Source organism: Gordonibacter urolithinfaciens, from assembly GCF_900199375.1.
Taxonomy (GTDB): domain Bacteria; phylum Actinomycetota; class Coriobacteriia; order Coriobacteriales; family Eggerthellaceae; genus Gordonibacter; species Gordonibacter urolithinfaciens.
This window is the reverse complement of the sequence record NZ_LT900217.1, coordinates 1,309,380-1,328,248: the sequence shown is the minus strand read 5'-3', so window position 1 is coordinate 1,328,248 and position 18,869 is coordinate 1,309,380. Positions and strand designations below refer to the sequence as shown.

The following is an 18,869-nucleotide window of genomic DNA, read 5'->3' as shown; positions in this document are numbered from 1 at the left end:
GTAGAGGTGACGAGCGCGTAACGCCTTCGCTTCGCCCGTTTCGGCACGTTGCTTTCAACAAAGCGTTTAGCAGGGGAAAGGGGCAAATCATCAATTATTGATGACAACCGTTTCCCGCCTCGCGCCTACGATGGGGGCATCGAGGAAAGGATACCCGCCGTGGACGCGACTTCGAACGTAGTCACCGTATTATCGCTCATTGCGCCTTTGTTTTCCGTTCTCACCGAAGCGGAATACGGCGACGTATCCAAAATCGCCATGCAGCCGGAGGCGCACGATGCGGCAACGATGCTCCTCGATGGGGCGGGCCGGAAAGCAGTGTGCGCGGCCGAGGACGATGCATCGAGCCCGTTTCCCGACGCGGCGTTCCCAGGCGGAGCCGGAGGCGCCCTCTTCCCGCATCCTTTCGCGCTGCCTTCGTGGGAGGTGCGCTCAACGCTGCAGAACGAGGTGCTCCTGCCCGGCATGCCGCTGGCGGCGCTGCCGGTGGAATCGCTCTACAAGCCGTGGTCGTCCGCACCGGGCAACGCCTTCGGCGCCCAGCGCGGCCTGTACCTGGGCGATGCGGCGCGCCACCTGCAAAGCGTGTACGCGACGCTCCAGATAGAGGTTCCCGCGCATTTCGCCGCCACGCCCGACCATCTGGCGCTCACGCTCGACCTGCTGGCCCTGTTTTTGCAGAACGGCAATGCCCAGGCGGCGTCCGACGTCGCCCGCGACCACCTGGACTGGCTGGACGACTACGACGCCGCGCTGTGCCGCAGCGCCGATGGGGCCGCCCGCTCCGAGCGGCTCGACAACGCCCGCCGTGCGGCGCTCGCGGAGGGCATCGCCCACCTGCGCGCCCTCGTCGCGCTGGCCGGGCGGGCTGCGACGAAGACAGGTGCAGGGTGAGGCAGGGGGACGGGATGATGCTCCGTCGTGGATAGGGCGTCATCCCGCCCCCTGCCTCACCAAAACCGATCAGCATGAAAAGACGAAAGGGAGGAATGGGATGTTCGAAGACGTTTCAAGGCGAACGTTTCTGAAGGGGACGGCCGCCACGGCCGCCCTCGCCGCCGCGGGGTCGCTCTCGCTCGGCGCCTGGCGCGCCGAGGCGCAGGCCGCCGAGGCGGATGGCGCGGCGTCCGGCGAGGTGAAGACGGCGCCGTCGCTCTGCAACGGTTGCTCCAGCAAATGCGGCCTCGTGGCTACCACGGTGGGCGGCAGGCTGTACACGCTCAAGGGCAGCGAGGTGCACCCCTACTCGAAGGGCCGCATCTGCGGCCGCGGCCATGGCTTGGCCCAGTTGGCGTACTCGGACGAGCGCGTCACGCAGCCCCTGCGCCGCAAGGAGGGCGGCGAGTTCGAGCCCATCGACTGGGACACGGCCTTCCGTGAGATCGGCGAGAAGGTGCAGGCCATCATCGCCAAGGACGGCCCCGAGTCCCTCGCCATCATCCAGGATCCGCGCCCGTCGGGCAAGTACTACTCCAAGCGCTTCATGAACGCGCTGGGCAGTCCGAACGTGTACGCGCACTCCTCGTCGTGCAACCTGTCGAAGGAGAGCGCCTACCAGCAGACCATGGGCGCGTCGAACTACTCCACCGACTTCGCCAACGCGAAGATGGTCATGTTCATCGGCCGCAGCTACGGCGACGGCATCCGCCCCTCGTCCGTGCAGAGCCTCGCATCGGCCAAGGAAGCCGGTACGCGCATCGTGAGCGTTGACCCGCGCCTCAACAACTCCGGCATCTTCTCGAGCGACTGGGTACCCATCAACCCGGGCACCGACCTGGCGTTCATCCTGGCGCTCTGCAACGTGCTCATCGAGGAGGACCTCTACGACCACGGCTTCGTGGAGCAGAGCACCGCGGGCTTCGACGAGTTCGCCGCCCAGGCCAGGAACTACACGCCCGAGTGGGCCGCCAAGATCACCGACGTGCCCGCCGAGCGCATCCGGGAGTTGGCGCGCGCCATGGCGAAGGCCGCCCCCGCCGCCTCCATCGAGGCGGGCTGGCGCGCCGTCATCGGCTGCTCGTACCAGAACTCTTTCGAGACGGCCCGTGCCGCCTCGGCCGTGAACGCGCTCCTGGGCTCCTACGGCGCCAAGGGCGGCGCGCTGCTCACGTCGTCGCCGGCGGCCGGCAAGCTGGCTGACGCCCGCTTCGCCGACCCGCCGAAGCCCCAGGCCAAGCGCGTGGGCAACAAGGAGTACCCGCTCGCCCTCGACAGCGCCGGCACGAACCTGGCCGCCCTCAAGGCGGCGCTCGACGGAACCATCAAGGGCCTCTTCTTCTACAACTCCAACGCCGCGAAGGGCTACGCGCAGCCGAAGATGTGGACGGAGGCGCTGCAGAAAGCCGAGCTCGCCGTGACCATCGACGTGCAGATGTCCGAGACGGCGCTGCAGTCCGACTACGTGCTGCCCGAGGTCACGTACCTGGAGCGCCTGGAGCTGCCCGAGTGGATCGGCGGCAAGAAGCACTTCGTGGGCATGCGCACCGTGGCCATCGACAAGGTGCTGCCAGACGCCAAGACCTGCGACGAGATATTCAACGGCCTGGCCGAGGCCTGCGGCGTGGGCGAGTACTTCCAGTTCACAGCCGAGGACCTGGCCGCCGCCCAGCTGGCCACCGTGGGCGTGGACCTCGACACCATGAAGCGGGAGGGCGTGGTGGAGCTGCCCGACCCCAACTTCCAGTACGGCACGCCGAAGTTCAAGACGCCGTCGGGCGAGTTCGAGTTCTCCTCCGAGGCCGTGGGCGCTGCGGGCCTGAACCCGGTCATCGGGTGGATCCCGCGCAAGGTTACGCCGAAGGATGGCGAGTTCGCCATCGTGGGCGGCAAGCAGGGCATCCACTCCCATACCATGACGCAGAACATCGCCTGCCTGAACGCCATCTCGCGCGAGTACCACATGGAGCGCCTGTGGATATCCGCCCAGGACGCCGAGGATTTGGGCGTGCAGACGGGCGACACCGTGGAAGTGGCATCGAGCGAGCACGTGGGCCAGGTGGAGGCCCGTGTGACGCAGCGCCTCAAGCCCGGCGTGGTGTTCCTGCCCACGCACTACGGCGGCGACTCGCCGGCCCAGACGCGCGCGTACCGCTACGGCATCGCGCTCACGGATTTCATCCCGTTCGACATGGAACCGGGCGTGGGCTCCATGATGAGCCAGGAGGTTGCGGTTACGGTGAAGAAGGTGGAGGCATAACATGGCACGCTACGGAATGCTTATCAACACGAAGAAGTGCGTGGGCTGCTACGCCTGCCGCCTGGCCTGCCAGGCCAAGAACCATCTGGAGCCCGGAGAGTCGTTCATCAAGTTCCACGAGCTGGAGACCGGCACGTACCCGAACGTGTACAACGAGATCGTGCCCACCCAGTGCCAGCACTGCGAGGACGCGCCCTGCGCGGCCGTGTGCCCCACGCATGCCACGTACGTCACGGACTCCGGCGTGGTGCTGGTGGACCCGGAGAAGTGCATCGGCTGCAAGTACTGCATGGCCGCGTGCCCGTACCAGGCCCGCATCGTGCAGGAGTCGACCGGCGTGGTGGAGAAGTGCCGCTTCTGCTGGGAAAACGGTGAGCCGGGCAACCCGCCCGCCTGCGTGGGGACGTGCATATCCGGGGCGCGCGTGTTCGGCGACCTGGACGACCCCGAGAGCGACATCTCGCAGGCTATCGCGCAGTACCATGCGCAACCGCTCGCAAGCAACCTGACCGCTTCCAAGATCTACTACGTGAGGTGATGAAACCATGGTTTGGGGACCTTTGATCGCATGGTATCTGTTTCTGGCCGGCGCCTCGGCCGGAGCGTTTCTGACGGCCGCGTTCGTAGAGGCCAAGTATCCCGACAGCAACAAGATGCGCATCGCCGGTCGTATCATCGCGCCCGTGTTCTTAGGGCTCGGCCTGCTCATGCTCATGATCGACGCCGAAGCCGGCCTGCACAACCCGCTGCGCTTCTTCTGGCTCGTGTCGAACCCCGGCTCCGTCATGACGCTGGGCGTGTACTTCATCTGCGTCTATATGCCGGTAGCCTTGGCGGCGGCCGTGCTCGAGATACTGAAGAAGAAGGTGCCGAAGTGGCTCACGTGGATCGGCATCGTGTTCGCGTTCGCTGTGGCGGCCTACACCGGCTTCCTGCTGGGCGTTGTGAAGGCGTACCCGTTGTGGAACAACGCCATCCTGCCCATCCTGTTCGTGGTGTCGGCGCTGTCGGCGGGCCTCGCGGCCACGTCGCTTGTGGGCCTCGTCACCGATCGCGAGCGCTTCGAGCACATGTGGCTCATCAAGAAGTCGCACGTCATCCTCTCGGCTATTGAGATGGTGGTGTTGTTCACCATGCTCGTCATCGTGAGCGCCGGCAGCTTCGAGGGTGCGGCATCGGTGCACTCCCTGATAGCGGGGCAGTATGCTCCGGCGTTCTGGGGCGGTATCGTCGTCTTGGGCTTGGTGGCGCCGTTCTGCATCGAGGGCTATCCGGTGTTCATTGCGAAGCGGGTGGAAACGTCTACCACGTCGCTGGTGGTGAGCCTCATCGGTGAGGCGGGCGTGCTCGTGGGCGGTTTCCTTCTGCGCCTGCTGGTCATCTTGGCGGCGTTGCCGGTGCTGTTCCTCTGACCTTTCTCGGCCTCGGCCCGCATTCCCCTCGGCAGCCGATGGCCGTTACCGCAGGCGGTCTCCTTCCCCCTGGGACCGCCTGTTCTCCTTTGGAGCACCGCGGCCCTCTCGGGTCGTGGTGCTCCCCGTTAGGAAAGTAGGTGCCGCATGGAAGATTCCTCCCGCCCGCATTGGGGCATGGTCATCGATCTGGCGAAATGCGTCGGGTGCGACTCGTGCACCGTGGCGTGCAAGGCCGAGAACCGCACGCCGCCCGGCGTTACGTACAACGTGGTGCTCGAGCAGGAGACGGGGACGTTCCCCAACGTGCGCATACAGGCGGTGCCGCGCCCGTGCATGCAGTGCGAGAACCCGGCGTGCGTGTCGGTGTGTCCCGTGCAGGCCACGTACCGCGGTGAGGACGGCATCGTGGTCATCGACGCCGATCGCTGCATCGGCTGCAAGTACTGTATCGCCGCCTGCCCCTACGGCGCACGGTCGGCCGACGAAGGCTCGTCGTACGCCGTCGAGATGCAGGCGGCCGACCAGGTGACCGCGCCCGAGTACGGCGTGGATCGTGGGGCGCGCGGGAAGTATCGCGGTACGTACGGCACGGTGCGCAAATGCACGTTCTGTGCGCACCGTATCGCCGAGGGCGAGGCGCCTGCGTGCTGCGAGACGTGCATCGGCGACGCGCGGTACTTCGGCGACTTGAACGACCCGGCGTCGAAGGTGGCGCAGCTGGCGGCCTCTCCGCGGGCGTTCCGCCTGCGCGAAGAGCTGGGTACGAACCCGTCCGTCTACTACCTGAAATGATCGAGGTGAAGAGCTATGACATCGAGCGCTGAGCGAAAGGCGCGAAAAGCGCGGGGTTCACGCGAGCCGCGGTTGCAGGCTTACGCGTTGCCGGCGGCGTTCTCGCGCCGCGCGACGGTAGGTTGGGCCGTTATCGTGGGCGTGCTGTTGGCAGCGGGCGCGTACTTCATGTTCGACCGGCTGGCGAACGGCCTGGGCATGGCCGGGGCCACGAACGCCGTGCCCTGGGGTTTGTGGGTGGTGGTGTACATCTGGTTCTCGGGGCTGGCGGGCGGTTTGTACCTGCTGTCGGCTTTGGTGTACCTGCTGAGGCTGCCGCGCTTCGCGCCCATCGCGCGCCTGTCGCTGGGCTTGAGCATGGTGTCGCTTGTGGTGTCGATGATCTTCATCGGCATCGACTTGGGCGCCATCCGGCACTCGCTGGGCACGCTGCTGTTCTTCCACTGGTCGTCGCCGCTGGCTTGGGAGATCAAGGCGTACGTGTTCTTCATGGTGATCGCCATCGTGCAGTTCGCGTTGGTGCTGCTGAACGACAAGCGCACGGCCGAGGCTGCGGCGGGCGGCGACGGGGTCGCGGACGCGCCGGGCGCGGGAGCGTTAGGTGCGGAGTTGTCGGGTGTGAAAGCATCGGCGGCGGGCGCGACGAGCCCCGACGTGCTCAGGCGGCGGGGCAACGTGAACTTGGCCATCCGCGTGTTGGCCGGCGTGGGCGTGGCCACCTCGTTTGTGGGGCCTCCGGGCGGCACGGGCATGTTCTTTGCCGCGGTGAAAACCCGCGGGCTGTGGGAGGGCGGCATCACGTCGGTGCTGTTCTACGTCATGGCTATCGTGACGGCGGCCGCGTTTCTGGTCGTTGCGTACCGGTTGCTGGCACGCTTGCGCGGGGCGCAGCCGGACGGCGGCGTGCTCGTGGGGTTGAACCGCGTGCTGGCCGCGTCGTTGTTTGCGCTGGCGTTCTGCATATTCTTCCAAGTGGCGCCGGCGCTGCTGTCGGGAGACCCGGCGGTGGCTGCCCCCGTACAGGCAATGGTGGCAGGTCCTTTGGCGCCGCTGTTCTGGCTGGGTGAGATCGGGCTGGGCCTCGTGGCGCCAGCGGTGCTGCTGGCGGTGGGCGCGGCGCGCTCGCGCGGCGCTCGTGATGGCGGCGCCGTTGGGGCCGATCGCGGCAGTGCTGGCGGCGCGTGGGCCGTGGCTGCCGCGCTGGCGGCTCTGGCGGGCGTGCTGGCGTTGCGCTATGTGCTGGTGGTGGCCGGGTTTTCGGTGCCGCTCTTGGCTGGTATGCCCACGCCGGTCTATGTGCCGAGCCTCGGCGAGGTGATGGTGGCGCTGTTTGTGCTGGGGCTGGCTGTGGGTTGCTACGGCTTGGCAGTAAGGTTGCTGCCGCTCGAGCGCATGGGTGCGAGTGAGGGAGAAGTTTGGCTGGAGAGCGCGTATACAAAGGCGGTGCCCGATGCGGATGCGTCATCGTGCGGCGAAGGCTCGAGGGCTAAGGAGGTGCGCGATGGAAGCGCAGCGTAACGACGGCCGGTCGAAGGAAACATGCGGTGTCGGCGCGGAATACGCGCCAACGGTAGCAACGCCGTCTGCGTGCTCTTGTGCGAGCGGTATGATCGAGCCGAATTCCGCAAGCGTGTTCGGCACGCCGTCGCGGCGCGCGGTTGTGGGTGCGGGCTGCGCGGTGGCGTTAGGCGCTTTGGCGGCAGGAACCGGATTGGGGGCTTATATGGCAAGCGACGATCCTATGACCGACACACCACATGGACGAGGCACCGCCACCGGCGCGTACGCGGCCGACGACGTGATCCTGTCGATGTGCAACAACTGCAACACGTACTGCACCATCAAGGTGCGCGTGTGCGATGCGGCCGACGGCCCGCAGGCCAACGAGGGGGCCACGGCGCTCGTGCGCAAGATCGCGGGCAACCCGTACTCGCCGCTCAACTCGCAGCCCTACGCGCCCGTGCCTTATGGCACGCGGCCCGAGGAGGCGCTCGCTCCCGGCGACGGCATGGCGCGCGAGGGCCGCGCGACCAATGGCGGCATGATCTGCCTCAAAGGCCAGTCGGGCGTCCAGCTCGTGCACGATCGGTTCCGCATCACCCGTCCGTTGCGCCGTGTGGGCGCGCGCGGAAGCGACGAGTGGGAAACAGTGGACTGGGACACGGCGCTCGACGAGATCGTGCACGGCTCGCCGACCCTCGGCACGCCCGGTATTGCGGAATGGTACGCCTGGGCGCCGAAGAAGCAGGTGGAGGCCGAAGTCGCGCTTGTGGAGTCCGGCGAGATGACCCAGGACGCGTTCGACGTGAAGTGGGCCGACATCCTCATCGACACGTCGCACCCCGACCTGGGCCCGAAGTCCAACCTGTTCTGCTCGGCCGGCGGCGATCGCATGTTCCTCATCGGCGACCGCCTCACGCAGCAGGGGTTCGGCTCGGTCAACAACTTCAACCACGGCGGCGTATGCGGCATGACCGGCGTCATGGCCAACGTGCGCACGCACCCCACGACGAACCACAAGCGCATGTACGCCGACATCGACCACTGCGAATGCCTCATCATCTGGGGCACCGAGCCCATGACGGCCAACAAGGGGCCGTCGTGGCTGGCACCGCGCCTGTCCGTCGCGCGCGAGCGCGGCATGAAGCTGTACGTGGTGGACCCGCGCCAGGGCCGCAGCGCGTCGAAGGCCGACGTGTGGCTGCCCGTGGTGCCCGGCAAGGATGCCGAGCTCGCGTTCGCCATGATGGCGTGGATCATCGACAACGGGCGCTACGACGAGGCGTACCTGCGCGCGCCGGGCAAGGCCGCCGCAGCGGTCATCGGCGAGCCCACCTGGAGTGACGCGACGCACCTCGTGGCAGTCGATTTGCCGAACGCACCGGTGGTCACGGCGAAGTTGCTCGGGCGCGCCGGCGAGGCCGGGTCGGACGGCGAGGCGCTCAAGGACGACGCGCGCTTCGTGTTCGCGGACGGCGAGCTGGTGGCCGCCGACGCCGTGGCGGGTCTGGCTGACCTCGAGGTGGACGCCGAGATCGAGATCAAGGGCAAGCCCGCGCGCGTGCGAAGCGTGTTCTCGCTGCTCAAGGAGCGCGTGGGCGAGCGCACGATGGAGGAGTACGCCGCCGAGGCCGGCATCGACCCCGCCGTGGTGGCCGACGTGGCCCGCGAGTTCACCTCGCACGGCAAGCGCGCCTGCGTCATGAGCTACCGCGGCCCGGCCATGCACGCCAACGGCTTCGACGCCGTGCGGGCGGCGGGCTACCTCAACTTCCTCATCGGCAACCACGACTGGAAGGGCGGGCACCTGGCGGCGGGCGCGAAGTTCGCCCCGTTTGAGGGCCGCTACGATTTGAAGAAGGTGCCCGACGCGCACGCGGGCTGGGGCATCCCCATCACGCGCCAGAAGGTGGAGTACGAGAAGACCAGCTACTTCAAGCAGGCCGGCTATCCCGCGCCGCGGCCGTGGTACCCGCTGCCGGGCAACCTCTCGCACGAGATCGTGCCCGCGCTGCGCGCCGGCTACGTGTACGACCACCTGGGCGCGCTGTTCATCCACCGCCATTCGCTCGTGGACTCCACGCCGGGCGGCGACCGCCTGGTCGACGTGCTGGGCGACCAGGCCAAGATCAACCTGCTCGTGTCGTTCGACGTGGAGATAGGCGACACGTCGCGCTACGCCGACTTCGTGCTGCCCGACAAGGTGTACCTCGAGCGGTTCAGCCAGGAGAGCATCTATCCCAACCAGCCCTACCAGCTCATCCAGCTGGGGCAGCCGGCCGTGCGGGCGTACGAGGGCCCGCGCTCGGTGGAGGACGTGTACCTGGACCTCATGGCGCGCCTCAACCTGCCGGGCGTGGGCGAGGGCGCGGTGCCGGTGGGCAAGGACGGCGCGGGTGGCACGGCGGCGCTGTCGAACGAGTACGACTACTGGCTGAAGATGGCCGCGAACATCGCCTACACGGGCAAGGAGCCCGTGCCCGACGCCGACTCCGAGGAGCTCGCGCTGTTCGAGCGCGCCCGGACGCGCGCGCTGGGCGAGGCGTTCGACCTGGCGGCGTGGAAGGCGGCCGTCACCAATGAGGAATGGCCGAAGGTGGTGTACGTGCTCAACCGCGGCGGGAGGTTCGCCTCGGCCGATCCGGCGAAGGGCGACGGCTACGAGGGCGAGCTCATCAAGGCGCGCTACGGCGGGCTGTGCCAATTCTACGATCCGAAGACCGCCTCGCTCAAGAACGCTCTGACCGGAGAGAACTTCGACGGGCTAGCGCACCCCGCCCCGGTGGCGTTCGCCGACGGCACGCCGATGGAGCACCCGCCCGAGCGCCCGCTCGCCTTCATCAACTGGAAGGCCCGCACGAACGGCTCGCATCGCACCATCGCCGCGCCCTGGCTGCGCGAGACGACCACCGAGAACTTCGTGTGGATGCACCCTTCCGACGCCGAGGCGCGCAGCCTGGCCAATGGCGACGCCGTGGAGATCGAAGGATCGGTCGGGGCGATGGCCGGCCATGTGCGCGTGACCGAGGGCATCCGTCCTGGCGTGGTGGGCTCGAACTACTCGTTCGGGCACAAGGGCTACGGCGCGCGAGCGGTGACCGTCGACGGCCAGCAGGTGGGTCCCGCGCCCGATTACCTGGAAGAGGAGGGCGTCCTCGACGGCGATGAGCCCGGCAAGCAGAAGACGGGCTTCGCCGGAGGCCGCGGCCGGGGCTTCCGCATGAACGAGCTTCTGCCCGACGATCCCACGCTCGCCGGAGGCGGCGGCCTCTGCGACCCCATCGGCGGCGGCGCGGCCCAATTCGACCTCTGGGTGGAAGTGCGGAAAGCGTAGAAGGCGTGCGGGCGCGGGAGCGAACCCCCCTCGCGCCCGCACGCTGCCGACGATGGCGATCGCCGGTCCTTCGCCTTTTGAGCGGTTGAAATGCACCGTTTTGCCCGCTGTGAAGCGATTTGATGCCGACGACGACGCTTTCCGGCGGCTTTCCGCGAGATGCGCGCACGTTTGCGCAGGTCGCGAGACGTCAGCTTGCCTCGTGACGGCTCGATGAGCTTCACAGCGGGCAAAACGGTGACTCGAAGGTGCCCAAAACCCGAAGAACGTCGATTCGGAACAGAATGCAAGGGAAATGCGGCGGCATCCCTTGAACCCTGCCGCCCCGGAGGCAGGTCGCCCGAACGCGCTAGCTTATGTACCGACCGCTTCGCTTGCCGCGATGTCTCCCGGAACCGCTCGACAACGACCGGCGTTAATAGGTACATGATAGTTATGCACATGGTTTGCGAAATATAAAAAACTGCCCAATTTCCGGTTTGCAAAATCCCTGAAACCATCCATTCTCCGGTCTGCAAAATCCTCGACAGTGGAGTAGTGTACTGTCCGGGGTACATGGCGGCATTCCTCGGTGCGTCTTAATGCTATCCGCGTCGATCTCGCCAGATGTTCGAAGTTCTTTGATGCGTTTTCCGATCAGATGCCTCGGACACCACTTGTCCGATCTTGTGGAAATCGCTTGAAGCGGGCCGCTTTCTCGAAGATACGGGGGTTTCGGCTTCCGGTATACTTGCCCGCTATGAAATCGCTTCTGAACCTATACGAACGCTACGCCAGCCTCGCCCAGCTTTCGCGGCGCCGCTCGCGCACGGCCGCGTTCCGCGCGCATGGCGAAGTGGACTACGGCGTGTGGCAGGGTTGGCGCTGAACGAGCCCCCTCGGGTGATGCGCGTCCGCTGACGCGTCCCCGGCAGCTTTCATTCCCCTCGAAATCCCATACTCGACGATCGACCGCCGCTTCGGCGCGGCTTGGTCTTCGACGCGTTCGCAAAGGAAGTTGATGCGCTCTTGAACGAGCAACAATTGATAGCCCAGCAGCATAAGGTGACCCGCAAGGAGATCACCGTCATCGGCATCGTGCTGGCCGGTGCGTTCCTTGCCATCCTGAACCAGACCGTCCTGTCGCCCGCGTTGCCGAAGCTGATGGACGCGTTTTCCATCTCGGCCGGCACTGCGCAGTGGGTGACGTCCATCTACATGCTGGTCAACGGCATCATGGTGCCTATCACCGGGTTCCTCATCGACCGTTTCTCCACGCGCAAGCTGTTCTTCGTCTCGCTCGTCTCGTTCATCGTGGGCACGGCGCTGTGCGCAGCGACCCCCTCATTCGAGCTCCTCATCGTGGGCCGCGTGCTGCAGGCGGCCGGCGCAGGCGTGCAGCTTCCGCTCGTGGGCGTGGTGCCCATGCTCATCTTCCCGCCCGAGAAGCGCGGCACGGCCATGGGCATGGCCGGTATCGTGATGAGCTGCGCGCCGGCGGCCGGCCCCGTGCTGGCCGGCGGCATCATCGACGCGTGGGGTTGGCGCATGATGTTCTGGGCGATGATCCCACTGGCCATCCTCGTGCTGGTGGTGAGCTTCTTCCTGCTCACGAACGTAGGCGAGCTCAAGCGCCCGCACCTCGACGTGCCGTCCATCATCCTGTCCACGTTCGCGTTCGGCGGCCTGCTGTACGGCTTCTCCAGCGCCAGTACGCTGGGTTGGAGCAACGCCGTGGTCATCGGCAGCATCGCGGTGGGCGTGGTCGCGCTCGCGTGGTTCATCCATCGCCAGCTGCACATCGACGAGCCGCTGCTGCAACTGCGCGCCCTCAAGACGCCCACGTTCGCGTACTCGGCCGTCATCGTGACGGTGGTCAACTCGGCGCTGGCCGTGGGCAGCGTCATCCTGCCCATCTACCTGCAGAACGTTTTGGGGCTGACGGCGTTCGAAACCGGCATCCTCATGACGCCCGGCGCCGTGGCCACCATTTTCCTCAGCCCTATCAGCGGCATGCTGTTCGACAGGTTCGGCCCGCGCGTCATCGCCATCGTGGGCCTGACGGGGCTCGCCGGCTCGCTGGCGGCGCTGTCCTTCGTCGACGACAAGACGACGGTTGCGTACCTCGTGGTGTTCTACGTCATCCAATCTTCGGGGCTGACGCTGGCGAACATGCCGGTGACCACCTGGGGCATCAACGCGCTGCCGAACGACATGATCGCGCACGGCAACGCCATCAGCAACACGGGTCGCCAGGTGGGCGGCGCGGTGAGCACGGCGCTCATCGTGACGGTGATGACCATGGTGACCGCGGCAAACGCCGAGGCCGGCCCCGTGGCGTCCACGGCGGCGGGCATCGACGTGGCATACGGCATCTCCGCGGCGGTGGCGGCGGTCGCGCTGATCATCGCCATCTTGAAGGTGCGCAACGTGAAGAAGCGCACCGCTACCGCGCCGGCGCCGCAAGTTGGGGCGTCCGGGAAGACGGAGGTCGAGGCGCCTGTGAAGGCGACGGTCGCCGTTGCGGCCGCGTGCATGGAGGAAGCGACGGAAGGGGCGGGACGATGAACCGCACGATAGGCGACATCATGGAGCGGGACGTGTACACGTGCCGCTACGACCAGAACCTCGGCGAGATCGTGGCCCTGTTCAACGACCTGGGCACGAGCGGCCTCGCCGTCATCGACGAGGACCGGCACGTGGTGGGGTTCATCAGCGACGGCGACATCATGAAGGCGGTGGCCGCGCAGAAGACGCGCTCCATCTTCGGCGGCGGCTACGCCAACATGGTGCTGTACGACAACGAGTCCTTCGAGGAGAAGGCCCGCGCGCTCAAGCATCGCAACGTCATGGAGCTGGCCGTGCAGAAGGTGCTGTGCGCCACGGCCGACCAGGCCGTAGGCGAGATCGCCGACGTGCTGGCGAAAAAGAAGTTCAAGAAGGTGCCGGTTATCGACGAGGACGGCAAGCTCATCGGCGTGGTGCGCCGCGCCACCATCACGCGCTGCCTGTTCGACGTGCTGTTCGGCGAGGAAAGCGCCGGGGAATAGGGCCGCAGGGACGGGCTTGACCCGGCGGCGATAGGGCCGAAGCCTGGGGCGATAGGGCCGCAGCTCGGGGCGATAGGGCAGTCGCTGTTCGGGGCGGCACCGTGGCAATCGCGCGGGGCCAATTCCCGATGGCTGTGCTCGTTGGTCGCTAAAAGTCCTTCCGGTGCACACTATTCACCAGTTTTATACCGTTTTCCGGTCTCAAGGCAGGAGATAGGGCGAGCTTTAAGGAATGGGTCGGGAAAGTACCTGATGGCGAAACTGCGGAAAGCGGGTAGCGCCCAAATTTTGCAATAATCGGTGATTAGTGTGCACCGGAAGGCGACCGGACCCAACCTTTGTTGACTCGCCATAGGTCATTTGCCGCTCGCACCGCTTATACTTGCGAAAATGGGCAGCGTGCCAATTGGCGATGCGGCCACGCGGTTGGAAGGAGCGCGGTATGAAGGTGATCGTCGTCGGATGCCATGGGCAGATGGGCCAGCCCATCTGCCGGTTCGTGGACGAGCGCGAGGGCATGGAGCTCGTTGGCGGCGTGGGGCCCGCAGGGCGCGACTACATCGGCCGCGACCTCGGCCAGGTGGCAGGCCTCGGGCGCGACTTGGGTATCCCCGTGGTGGACGACCTCGCGTCGATCATCGGCGAGTGCGACGCGCTCATCGACGTGTCCAGCGTGGAGCAATGTCTTGAAACGCTCGACCTGGCCGTCGAGCACGGGAAGGCTCTCGTCACCGCCAGCACCGGCTTCACGCCCGAGCAGTTCGAGCGCTTCGAGGCGGCGGGCGCGCGTATCCCCGTCATCTTCAAATGCAACACCTCCAAGATGGTGAACGTCATGCTCGCGCTCGTGGAGACGGCCGCGCGCGCTCTTGCGGACGAGTGCGACATCGAGATCATCGACCAGCACGACCGCGACAAGCTGGACGCGCCCAGCGGCACCGCCGTCATCATCGGCACCATGATCGCCGAGCTCAAGGGCACCACGCTGGACGATCTGGCCGAATACGGCCGCGGCGGCCACGGCGCGCGCAAGCCCGGCGGCGTGGGCTTCCACTCGCTGCGCGCCGGCGACATCACGAGCGACCACAAGGTGTACTTCGGCGGCCTGGGCGAGCGCCTGGAGATCACGCACTACTCCTACAGCGACGACTGCTTCGCCCGCGGCGCCGTCGATTGCGCCCAGTTCCTCGACGGCAAGCCCGCCGGCGTCTACTCTATCCAGGACGTCTTCGGGCTGCGCTAAATGCCTCTTGAAAACCGGAAGATCCTTTGGCGCCCCTCTCCGGGGCGCCCGCATGCGCTGAACCGCTTCTTCAAATGGGAGCCGCGAAGGCTCGCATCGCGGGAGCGCTTCGGCCCGGCAACGCCTTAGAGGAATCGGCGGGGACCTCGGAGCCACCTCCGCCGGGGCGCCTACGATAGCCGCGGATAATGACGGCATTCGAAGGAGCCTAGCGCTTCAAGGAGGTTGGTTCTATGGATCTGGTGTATCTGCAACTGCCGCTCGTGTTCTTCACGGCGGCCGCGCCCATGGCCTCGGGCGCGTTCATCGGCTTGGCCATTGCATTCCTCACGACGCGCTTCTCGGCGGAGACCTTGCGGCGCATCGACCGCTGGACGCTTTTTCCCCTGGTCATCCTGGCAGTGGGTGTGATCGCGGCCGTCGCGTTCATGAACACGCCGCAAAGCGCGCTTCTGGTTATCCAAGGGATAGATCCCGGGGCGTTCGGGTTCGCGGTGTTCATGGCCGTGGCGTTCGCCGTCGTGGCGTTGGTGTACTGGGTCGTGGCCATGGTCGGCCGGCTGTCCGACGGCGCGCGCAAGGCGTTCGCCACGGTGGTGGCCGTGCTGGCGGTGGTGTACTCGGTGGCCATCGGCGTGGCCTACATGATGTCGGACGTCCCGCTGTGGGCCTCGGTCATCGTGCCCCTCGGGTTCGCCGGCTTCAGCCTGGCAAGCGGTGTGCCGCTGGGAATGCTCGTGCTCGCTGCTTCGAGGGCCCTTCCCGAGGCGCGCGAGACGCGCTTCGGCACGGCAGCGCTCGTCACGGCGCTCGTGGGCGCGGTGGTGTCCATCTTCTCCGTCACGGTACAGCTCATGAACGCCCAAGCCACGGTGGCTGCGATCTTCCCCGGCGCCGATGCCTTGCCAGGCGCATGGGTGTACCTTATCGTGTCCATCGCCGGTTTCGTAGTGGCGCTCGCCTGCATGCGCGGAGCGTTGAGCGGGCCGCTCTCTGGCCGCTCCGCGGCGCCCCTCGGCAGCACTGCGGGCGCTGCGGCCATGCCGTGGAACAGCGTCGATTCGGTAGCTGCCAGCCCGGCGGCCGAGGGCAACGTGGTCCCGGACCTCGAGGCGCGCTATCGCAGGCAGGCTGCGACCGATGCGACCAAGGCCGTTCCCTACCTGGTCCTGGGCAACGTGGCGGTGCTGGCTGCGCTCGTTGCCGCCCGCGTGCTGTTCTACGCCATGCAGTTCTAAAGGCGCAGCGTTCGTCGGGACCGTGCCGAAAGTCGCGAGATCGAGGCTCGCTTGGGCTCGCTAGGGTTCCGCACAGGCTCTGCCTTCGTTCAATCCGTGAAAGACGAATGAGACCGCCCCGCTGCTCGCGGGGCGGTTCCTTATGGAGGGCAGTGTCAAAGCACGCTGCCCCAATACACGAGAAAAGCGCTCTCCCGAGTCACCGTTTCGATCGCTCTGAAGCGTTTTTATTGGGTTGGGGACCTGCTCCCGTGGCGTTCCAAGGCTTTAGATTGTGTTTGCCCAGTTCGGCGTAAACGGATTGCCCTCATCGAATCCGAGCGAGCTTCAAAGCGGCCAAAACGGTGACTCGGAGGGGTCGAAATTCCGTAGAAGGGAAGAGCGAAGACTGTCCCCGGGCGCATCTGGCTGGAGCGACGCGGCCGCGAGCCGAAAGTAGGCGAGGGAAGAAGCTTCTGCGTAGCAGGCTGTACGGTCGGCGCATGCGCCCTGCGAACAGCCCTAGCCTTCCAGCTCGCTTGGGTCGAACGAGTCGATGAGGTCCAAAAGCTCCTGTTTCTTATGGATGTCCAGCTTGGTATAGATGCGCTTGGAATGCGTGCGGATGGTGTTCTCGGACACCACGAGGTCCTCGGCGATGCGGGCGACGGTGTTGCCGCGGGCGATGAGCTCCATGACCTCGGTCTCGCGCGCGCTCAAGCGGTAGTGCTGGCGCAGCAGCTCGGCCTGCTTCGAGATGCGGTCCTGGTAGAAGGGCTCGCTTGCGACAGGGGCGCGCTGGGCGCGCTTGCCCTTCGCAGCGGGGTCTGCCTTTGCAGAGGGGGCGGCCTTCGCGGCGGGCCGCGCCGCCTCTCCGGCGGGCCGCAGCGCCACCAGCTCGATGCTCTCCGCGTCGCTGCTGCGGCTGAATATCCGGCGGAACCCGCCTTGCCCCACGAAGTACATGAGCCCCAGCAGGTACACGGCCACCAATGCCACCACGGCCACCGGCTCGATCCCCGTCACCATGATCTGCTCGGCGAACGACCCGCCGATGAACCCCACGTCGTGCAATGCGTACACCACGCCGCCGAAGAACCCGTACACGAACACGGGGTTGATGCCGCGGTCGCGCGATGCCTGCGCGCACTGTATCATCATGAGCACGATTGCCACGCTGTACACAGCGTACAGGATGGCCGCGAGCCACTGCGCATACGCCACCATGAGGAACGGCAGCAGCAGAAACGACGTGATGACGAACGGGAACACCACGCGGTAGGCGCCCACCACGTTCATGCGCAGGTTCTTGAACTGCCACAGCACCAGCACCGTCGCCGCCGCCACGAGCGAGCCGGCCATGGACAGCACGTTCACCAGCGCTCCCACCTGCGGCTCCCCGATGGCCAAGGAGCGCATGATGCCCGTGCAGAATCCGAGTGCCCCCACGCAGAACGCGCTGCGCCAGTAGTCGCGCACCACGGTGCGGTACACGTGCGGATGGTCGCGCGGCACGTCCTCGAACATGGGCTGGTCGCGGTCGATCTCGCGGCTTTTCAAAACGATGGCCAGGCCGAACAGCGGCAGGAACACGAGCGGGATGAGGTAGGCTGTGACCGCCTGCGGTATGAGGTACAGCGCGAAGTACATGATGGCCGCATAGGCCGTGCCCACGATGAGGTCGCGGTTGCCGTGGTCGGCGTCGAAGCTGGCGAACAGGCGCTGCCATAGCATGAAGAACCCCGCCGAGCCGAGCCCGAGCAGGCCACCTCCTATCACCACGAGCGGCAAAGCCCATGCGTCCAGGTAGATGGCGGCAATGAGGCAGCACCAACCCAAGAAGTATGGCGCGGCGGCCAGCATGACCATGAAGCGCCGTGTGGGTTTGGGCAGGAAGTACACGCCGAAGGCGCTGGCGAAGTAGCTCGCCGAGAACACGAGCGACTGCGCCAGGAAGAACCAGAACACGATCTCGGGCGTCTGGAACTCCAAGGGCAGGAAAGGGAACACGCCTCCCCATACGCCGGCGGCGTTGATGGCCAGAAACAGCGCATAGCCGAGCGACGTGACGTTCGGTTTCAATATGCGGATGATGGCTGCTGGCTGCAAAGGGCTCCCCCGGTTTCATTGGCCATGCGACGAGAGACAGGAGTGCAGTATAGCCGATTGGGCTCGCCCGTGCCTGCCGAAGGGCCGTTGCACGTGTTACACCGGGGCAACGGTGCGCCCACGGTTCGTTGAATGCTCTGGCGGCCGGCATTGTTGCGGAAGCGGCGGCCGATACCATGACGTGATGGGTTGTGGAGCGGAGGGGGATGATGAAAGGAACAACGTGTCCTATGGATTTCACGTCGACGCCGTGCGCTGCATCGGATGCCGCGCCTGCGTGGATGCCTGCTGCGCGCAGTGCCGCGTGCCGGACGAGCTATCCTGCCGCACCGTGACCTCGTACGAAGGCGGCGTTTGGGAGGAGGCGCCCGACGGCACCTGCTCGCTCACCTTGTTCGCGTACTTCATCTCGGTAAGCTGCCTGCACTGCGCCCGCCCGGCCTGCATGGCCGTATGCACGGAGGAGGCGTTGCGCAAGCAGCCGGGGACCGGCCTCATGCGCGTGGTGTCCGCGCTCTGCACCGGATGCGGCGACTGCGCCCAGGCGTGCCCCTACGGCGTGGTGAAGATCGACCCGCGCCACGGTGTGGCCGTCATCTGCGATGCCTGCGCCGCCGTCATAGAGGCGGGCAGGCAGCCCGCCTGCGTGGAAGCCTGTCCCGAAGACGCGCTCCATTTCGGCGAGATAGGCGACCTCCAAGCCGCCTATGGCGAGCTTGCGAGCATCCCCCCGCTGCCACCCGCCGACGCCACGTATCCCAGCCTCGTGCTCACGGCGCCGCCGGCGCTGCTGAGCGCACTGCGTTGAGGCTTAGGGGCGGCGGTGCGAACTTGTCACATACACCCCTCACATGCAGGCATTTGACCTGCGAATACTCAAAGTTCCCACATTTTATGTGACACGCGTTTTCTCCGATAAGGGTATGGTAGGCCCCGTTATGGAGCCGTTGCCGTCTTGGGGGGAACCCGGAAGGCGGAACCGGCAGGGCGTCCGGCGCGGGAGGCGCAGGGCGCATCGAGGACTATCGAAGGGG

Annotated in this window: 13 protein-coding genes; 12 read left to right on the top strand and 1 reads right to left on the bottom strand. The window is 66.4% G+C overall.

The window, feature by feature from the left end; translation table 11 throughout:
* The first annotated feature begins 159 nt into the window (after positions 1–159).
* The 11 genes from BN3560_RS05800 to BN3560_RS05750 all read left to right on the top strand — a co-directional run bounded on the left by BN3560_RS05800 (position 160) and on the right by BN3560_RS05750 (position 15,747).
* Positions 160–894 carry a molecular chaperone TorD family protein gene (locus BN3560_RS05800; RefSeq protein ID WP_227115008.1) on the top strand — a complete coding sequence of 245 codons (735 nt, stop codon included), beginning with the start codon at positions 160–162 and terminating at the stop codon, positions 892–894.
* 100 nt (positions 895–994) lie between these two features.
* Complete coding sequence (locus tag BN3560_RS05795; protein WP_096227358.1) at positions 995–3,196, top strand: molybdopterin-containing oxidoreductase family protein; 2,202 nt, start codon at positions 995–997, stop codon at positions 3,194–3,196.
* 1 nt (position 3,197) lies between these two features.
* The gene (locus BN3560_RS05790; protein ID WP_096227357.1) at positions 3,198–3,734 is read left to right on the top strand and encodes a 4Fe-4S dicluster domain-containing protein; all 537 of its coding nucleotides are present in this window, start codon (positions 3,198–3,200) and stop codon (positions 3,732–3,734) included.
* A gap of 7 nt (positions 3,735–3,741) precedes the next feature.
* The gene (gene nrfD, locus BN3560_RS05785) at positions 3,742–4,608 is read left to right on the top strand and encodes an NrfD/PsrC family molybdoenzyme membrane anchor subunit (RefSeq protein ID WP_096227356.1); all 867 of its coding nucleotides are present in this window, start codon (positions 3,742–3,744) and stop codon (positions 4,606–4,608) included.
* 147 nt (positions 4,609–4,755) lie between these two features.
* A complete protein-coding gene (locus tag BN3560_RS05780) occupies positions 4,756–5,403 on the top strand; it encodes a 4Fe-4S dicluster domain-containing protein (RefSeq protein ID WP_096227355.1) in 648 nt (215 codons plus the stop codon).
* 72 nt (positions 5,404–5,475) lie between these two features.
* Positions 5,476–6,921: an NrfD/PsrC family molybdoenzyme membrane anchor subunit gene (nrfD, locus tag BN3560_RS05775; protein ID WP_231897353.1), complete on the top strand. Its 1,446-nt coding sequence runs from the start codon at positions 5,476–5,478 to the stop codon at positions 6,919–6,921.
* A gap of 223 nt (positions 6,922–7,144) precedes the next feature.
* Positions 7,145–10,237 carry a molybdopterin dinucleotide binding domain-containing protein gene (locus BN3560_RS05770; RefSeq protein WP_231897352.1) on the top strand — a complete coding sequence of 1,031 codons (3,093 nt, stop codon included), beginning with the start codon at positions 7,145–7,147 and terminating at the stop codon, positions 10,235–10,237.
* A gap of 1,008 nt (positions 10,238–11,245) precedes the next feature.
* Complete coding sequence (locus tag BN3560_RS05765) at positions 11,246–12,784, top strand: DHA2 family efflux MFS transporter permease subunit (RefSeq protein WP_227115012.1); 1,539 nt, start codon at positions 11,246–11,248, stop codon at positions 12,782–12,784.
* Positions 12,781–13,266, top strand: coding sequence for a CBS domain-containing protein (locus tag BN3560_RS05760; RefSeq protein WP_096227352.1), 486 nt, complete (start codon positions 12,781–12,783; stop codon positions 13,264–13,266). The genes BN3560_RS05765 and BN3560_RS05760 overlap by 4 nt, the downstream gene beginning before the upstream one ends.
* Positions 13,267–13,708: 442 nt before the next feature.
* Entirely contained in the window at positions 13,709–14,509 is an 801-nt protein-coding gene (gene dapB, locus BN3560_RS05755) for a 4-hydroxy-tetrahydrodipicolinate reductase (protein WP_096227351.1), read from the top strand.
* Between the two features lie 233 nt (positions 14,510–14,742).
* Positions 14,743–15,747, top strand: a complete 1,005-nt coding sequence (locus BN3560_RS05750; protein ID WP_096227350.1) for a DmsC/YnfH family molybdoenzyme membrane anchor subunit — start codon at positions 14,743–14,745, stop codon at positions 15,745–15,747.
* A gap of 501 nt (positions 15,748–16,248) precedes the next feature.
* On the opposite strand, the gene BN3560_RS05745 is transcribed toward BN3560_RS05750, so the two are convergent.
* On the bottom strand, positions 16,249–17,835 hold the full coding sequence (locus BN3560_RS05745; RefSeq protein ID WP_096227349.1) for a helix-turn-helix transcriptional regulator: 1,587 nt from the start codon (positions 17,833–17,835) through the stop codon (positions 16,249–16,251).
* A 223-nt stretch (positions 17,836–18,058) separates the two neighbouring features.
* Here BN3560_RS05745 and BN3560_RS05740 point away from each other — a divergent pair, with 223 nt between their 5' ends.
* Positions 18,059–18,643: a 4Fe-4S dicluster domain-containing protein gene (locus BN3560_RS05740; RefSeq protein ID WP_157780548.1), complete on the top strand. Its 585-nt coding sequence runs from the start codon at positions 18,059–18,061 to the stop codon at positions 18,641–18,643.
* Positions 18,644–18,869 lie beyond the last annotated feature (226 nt).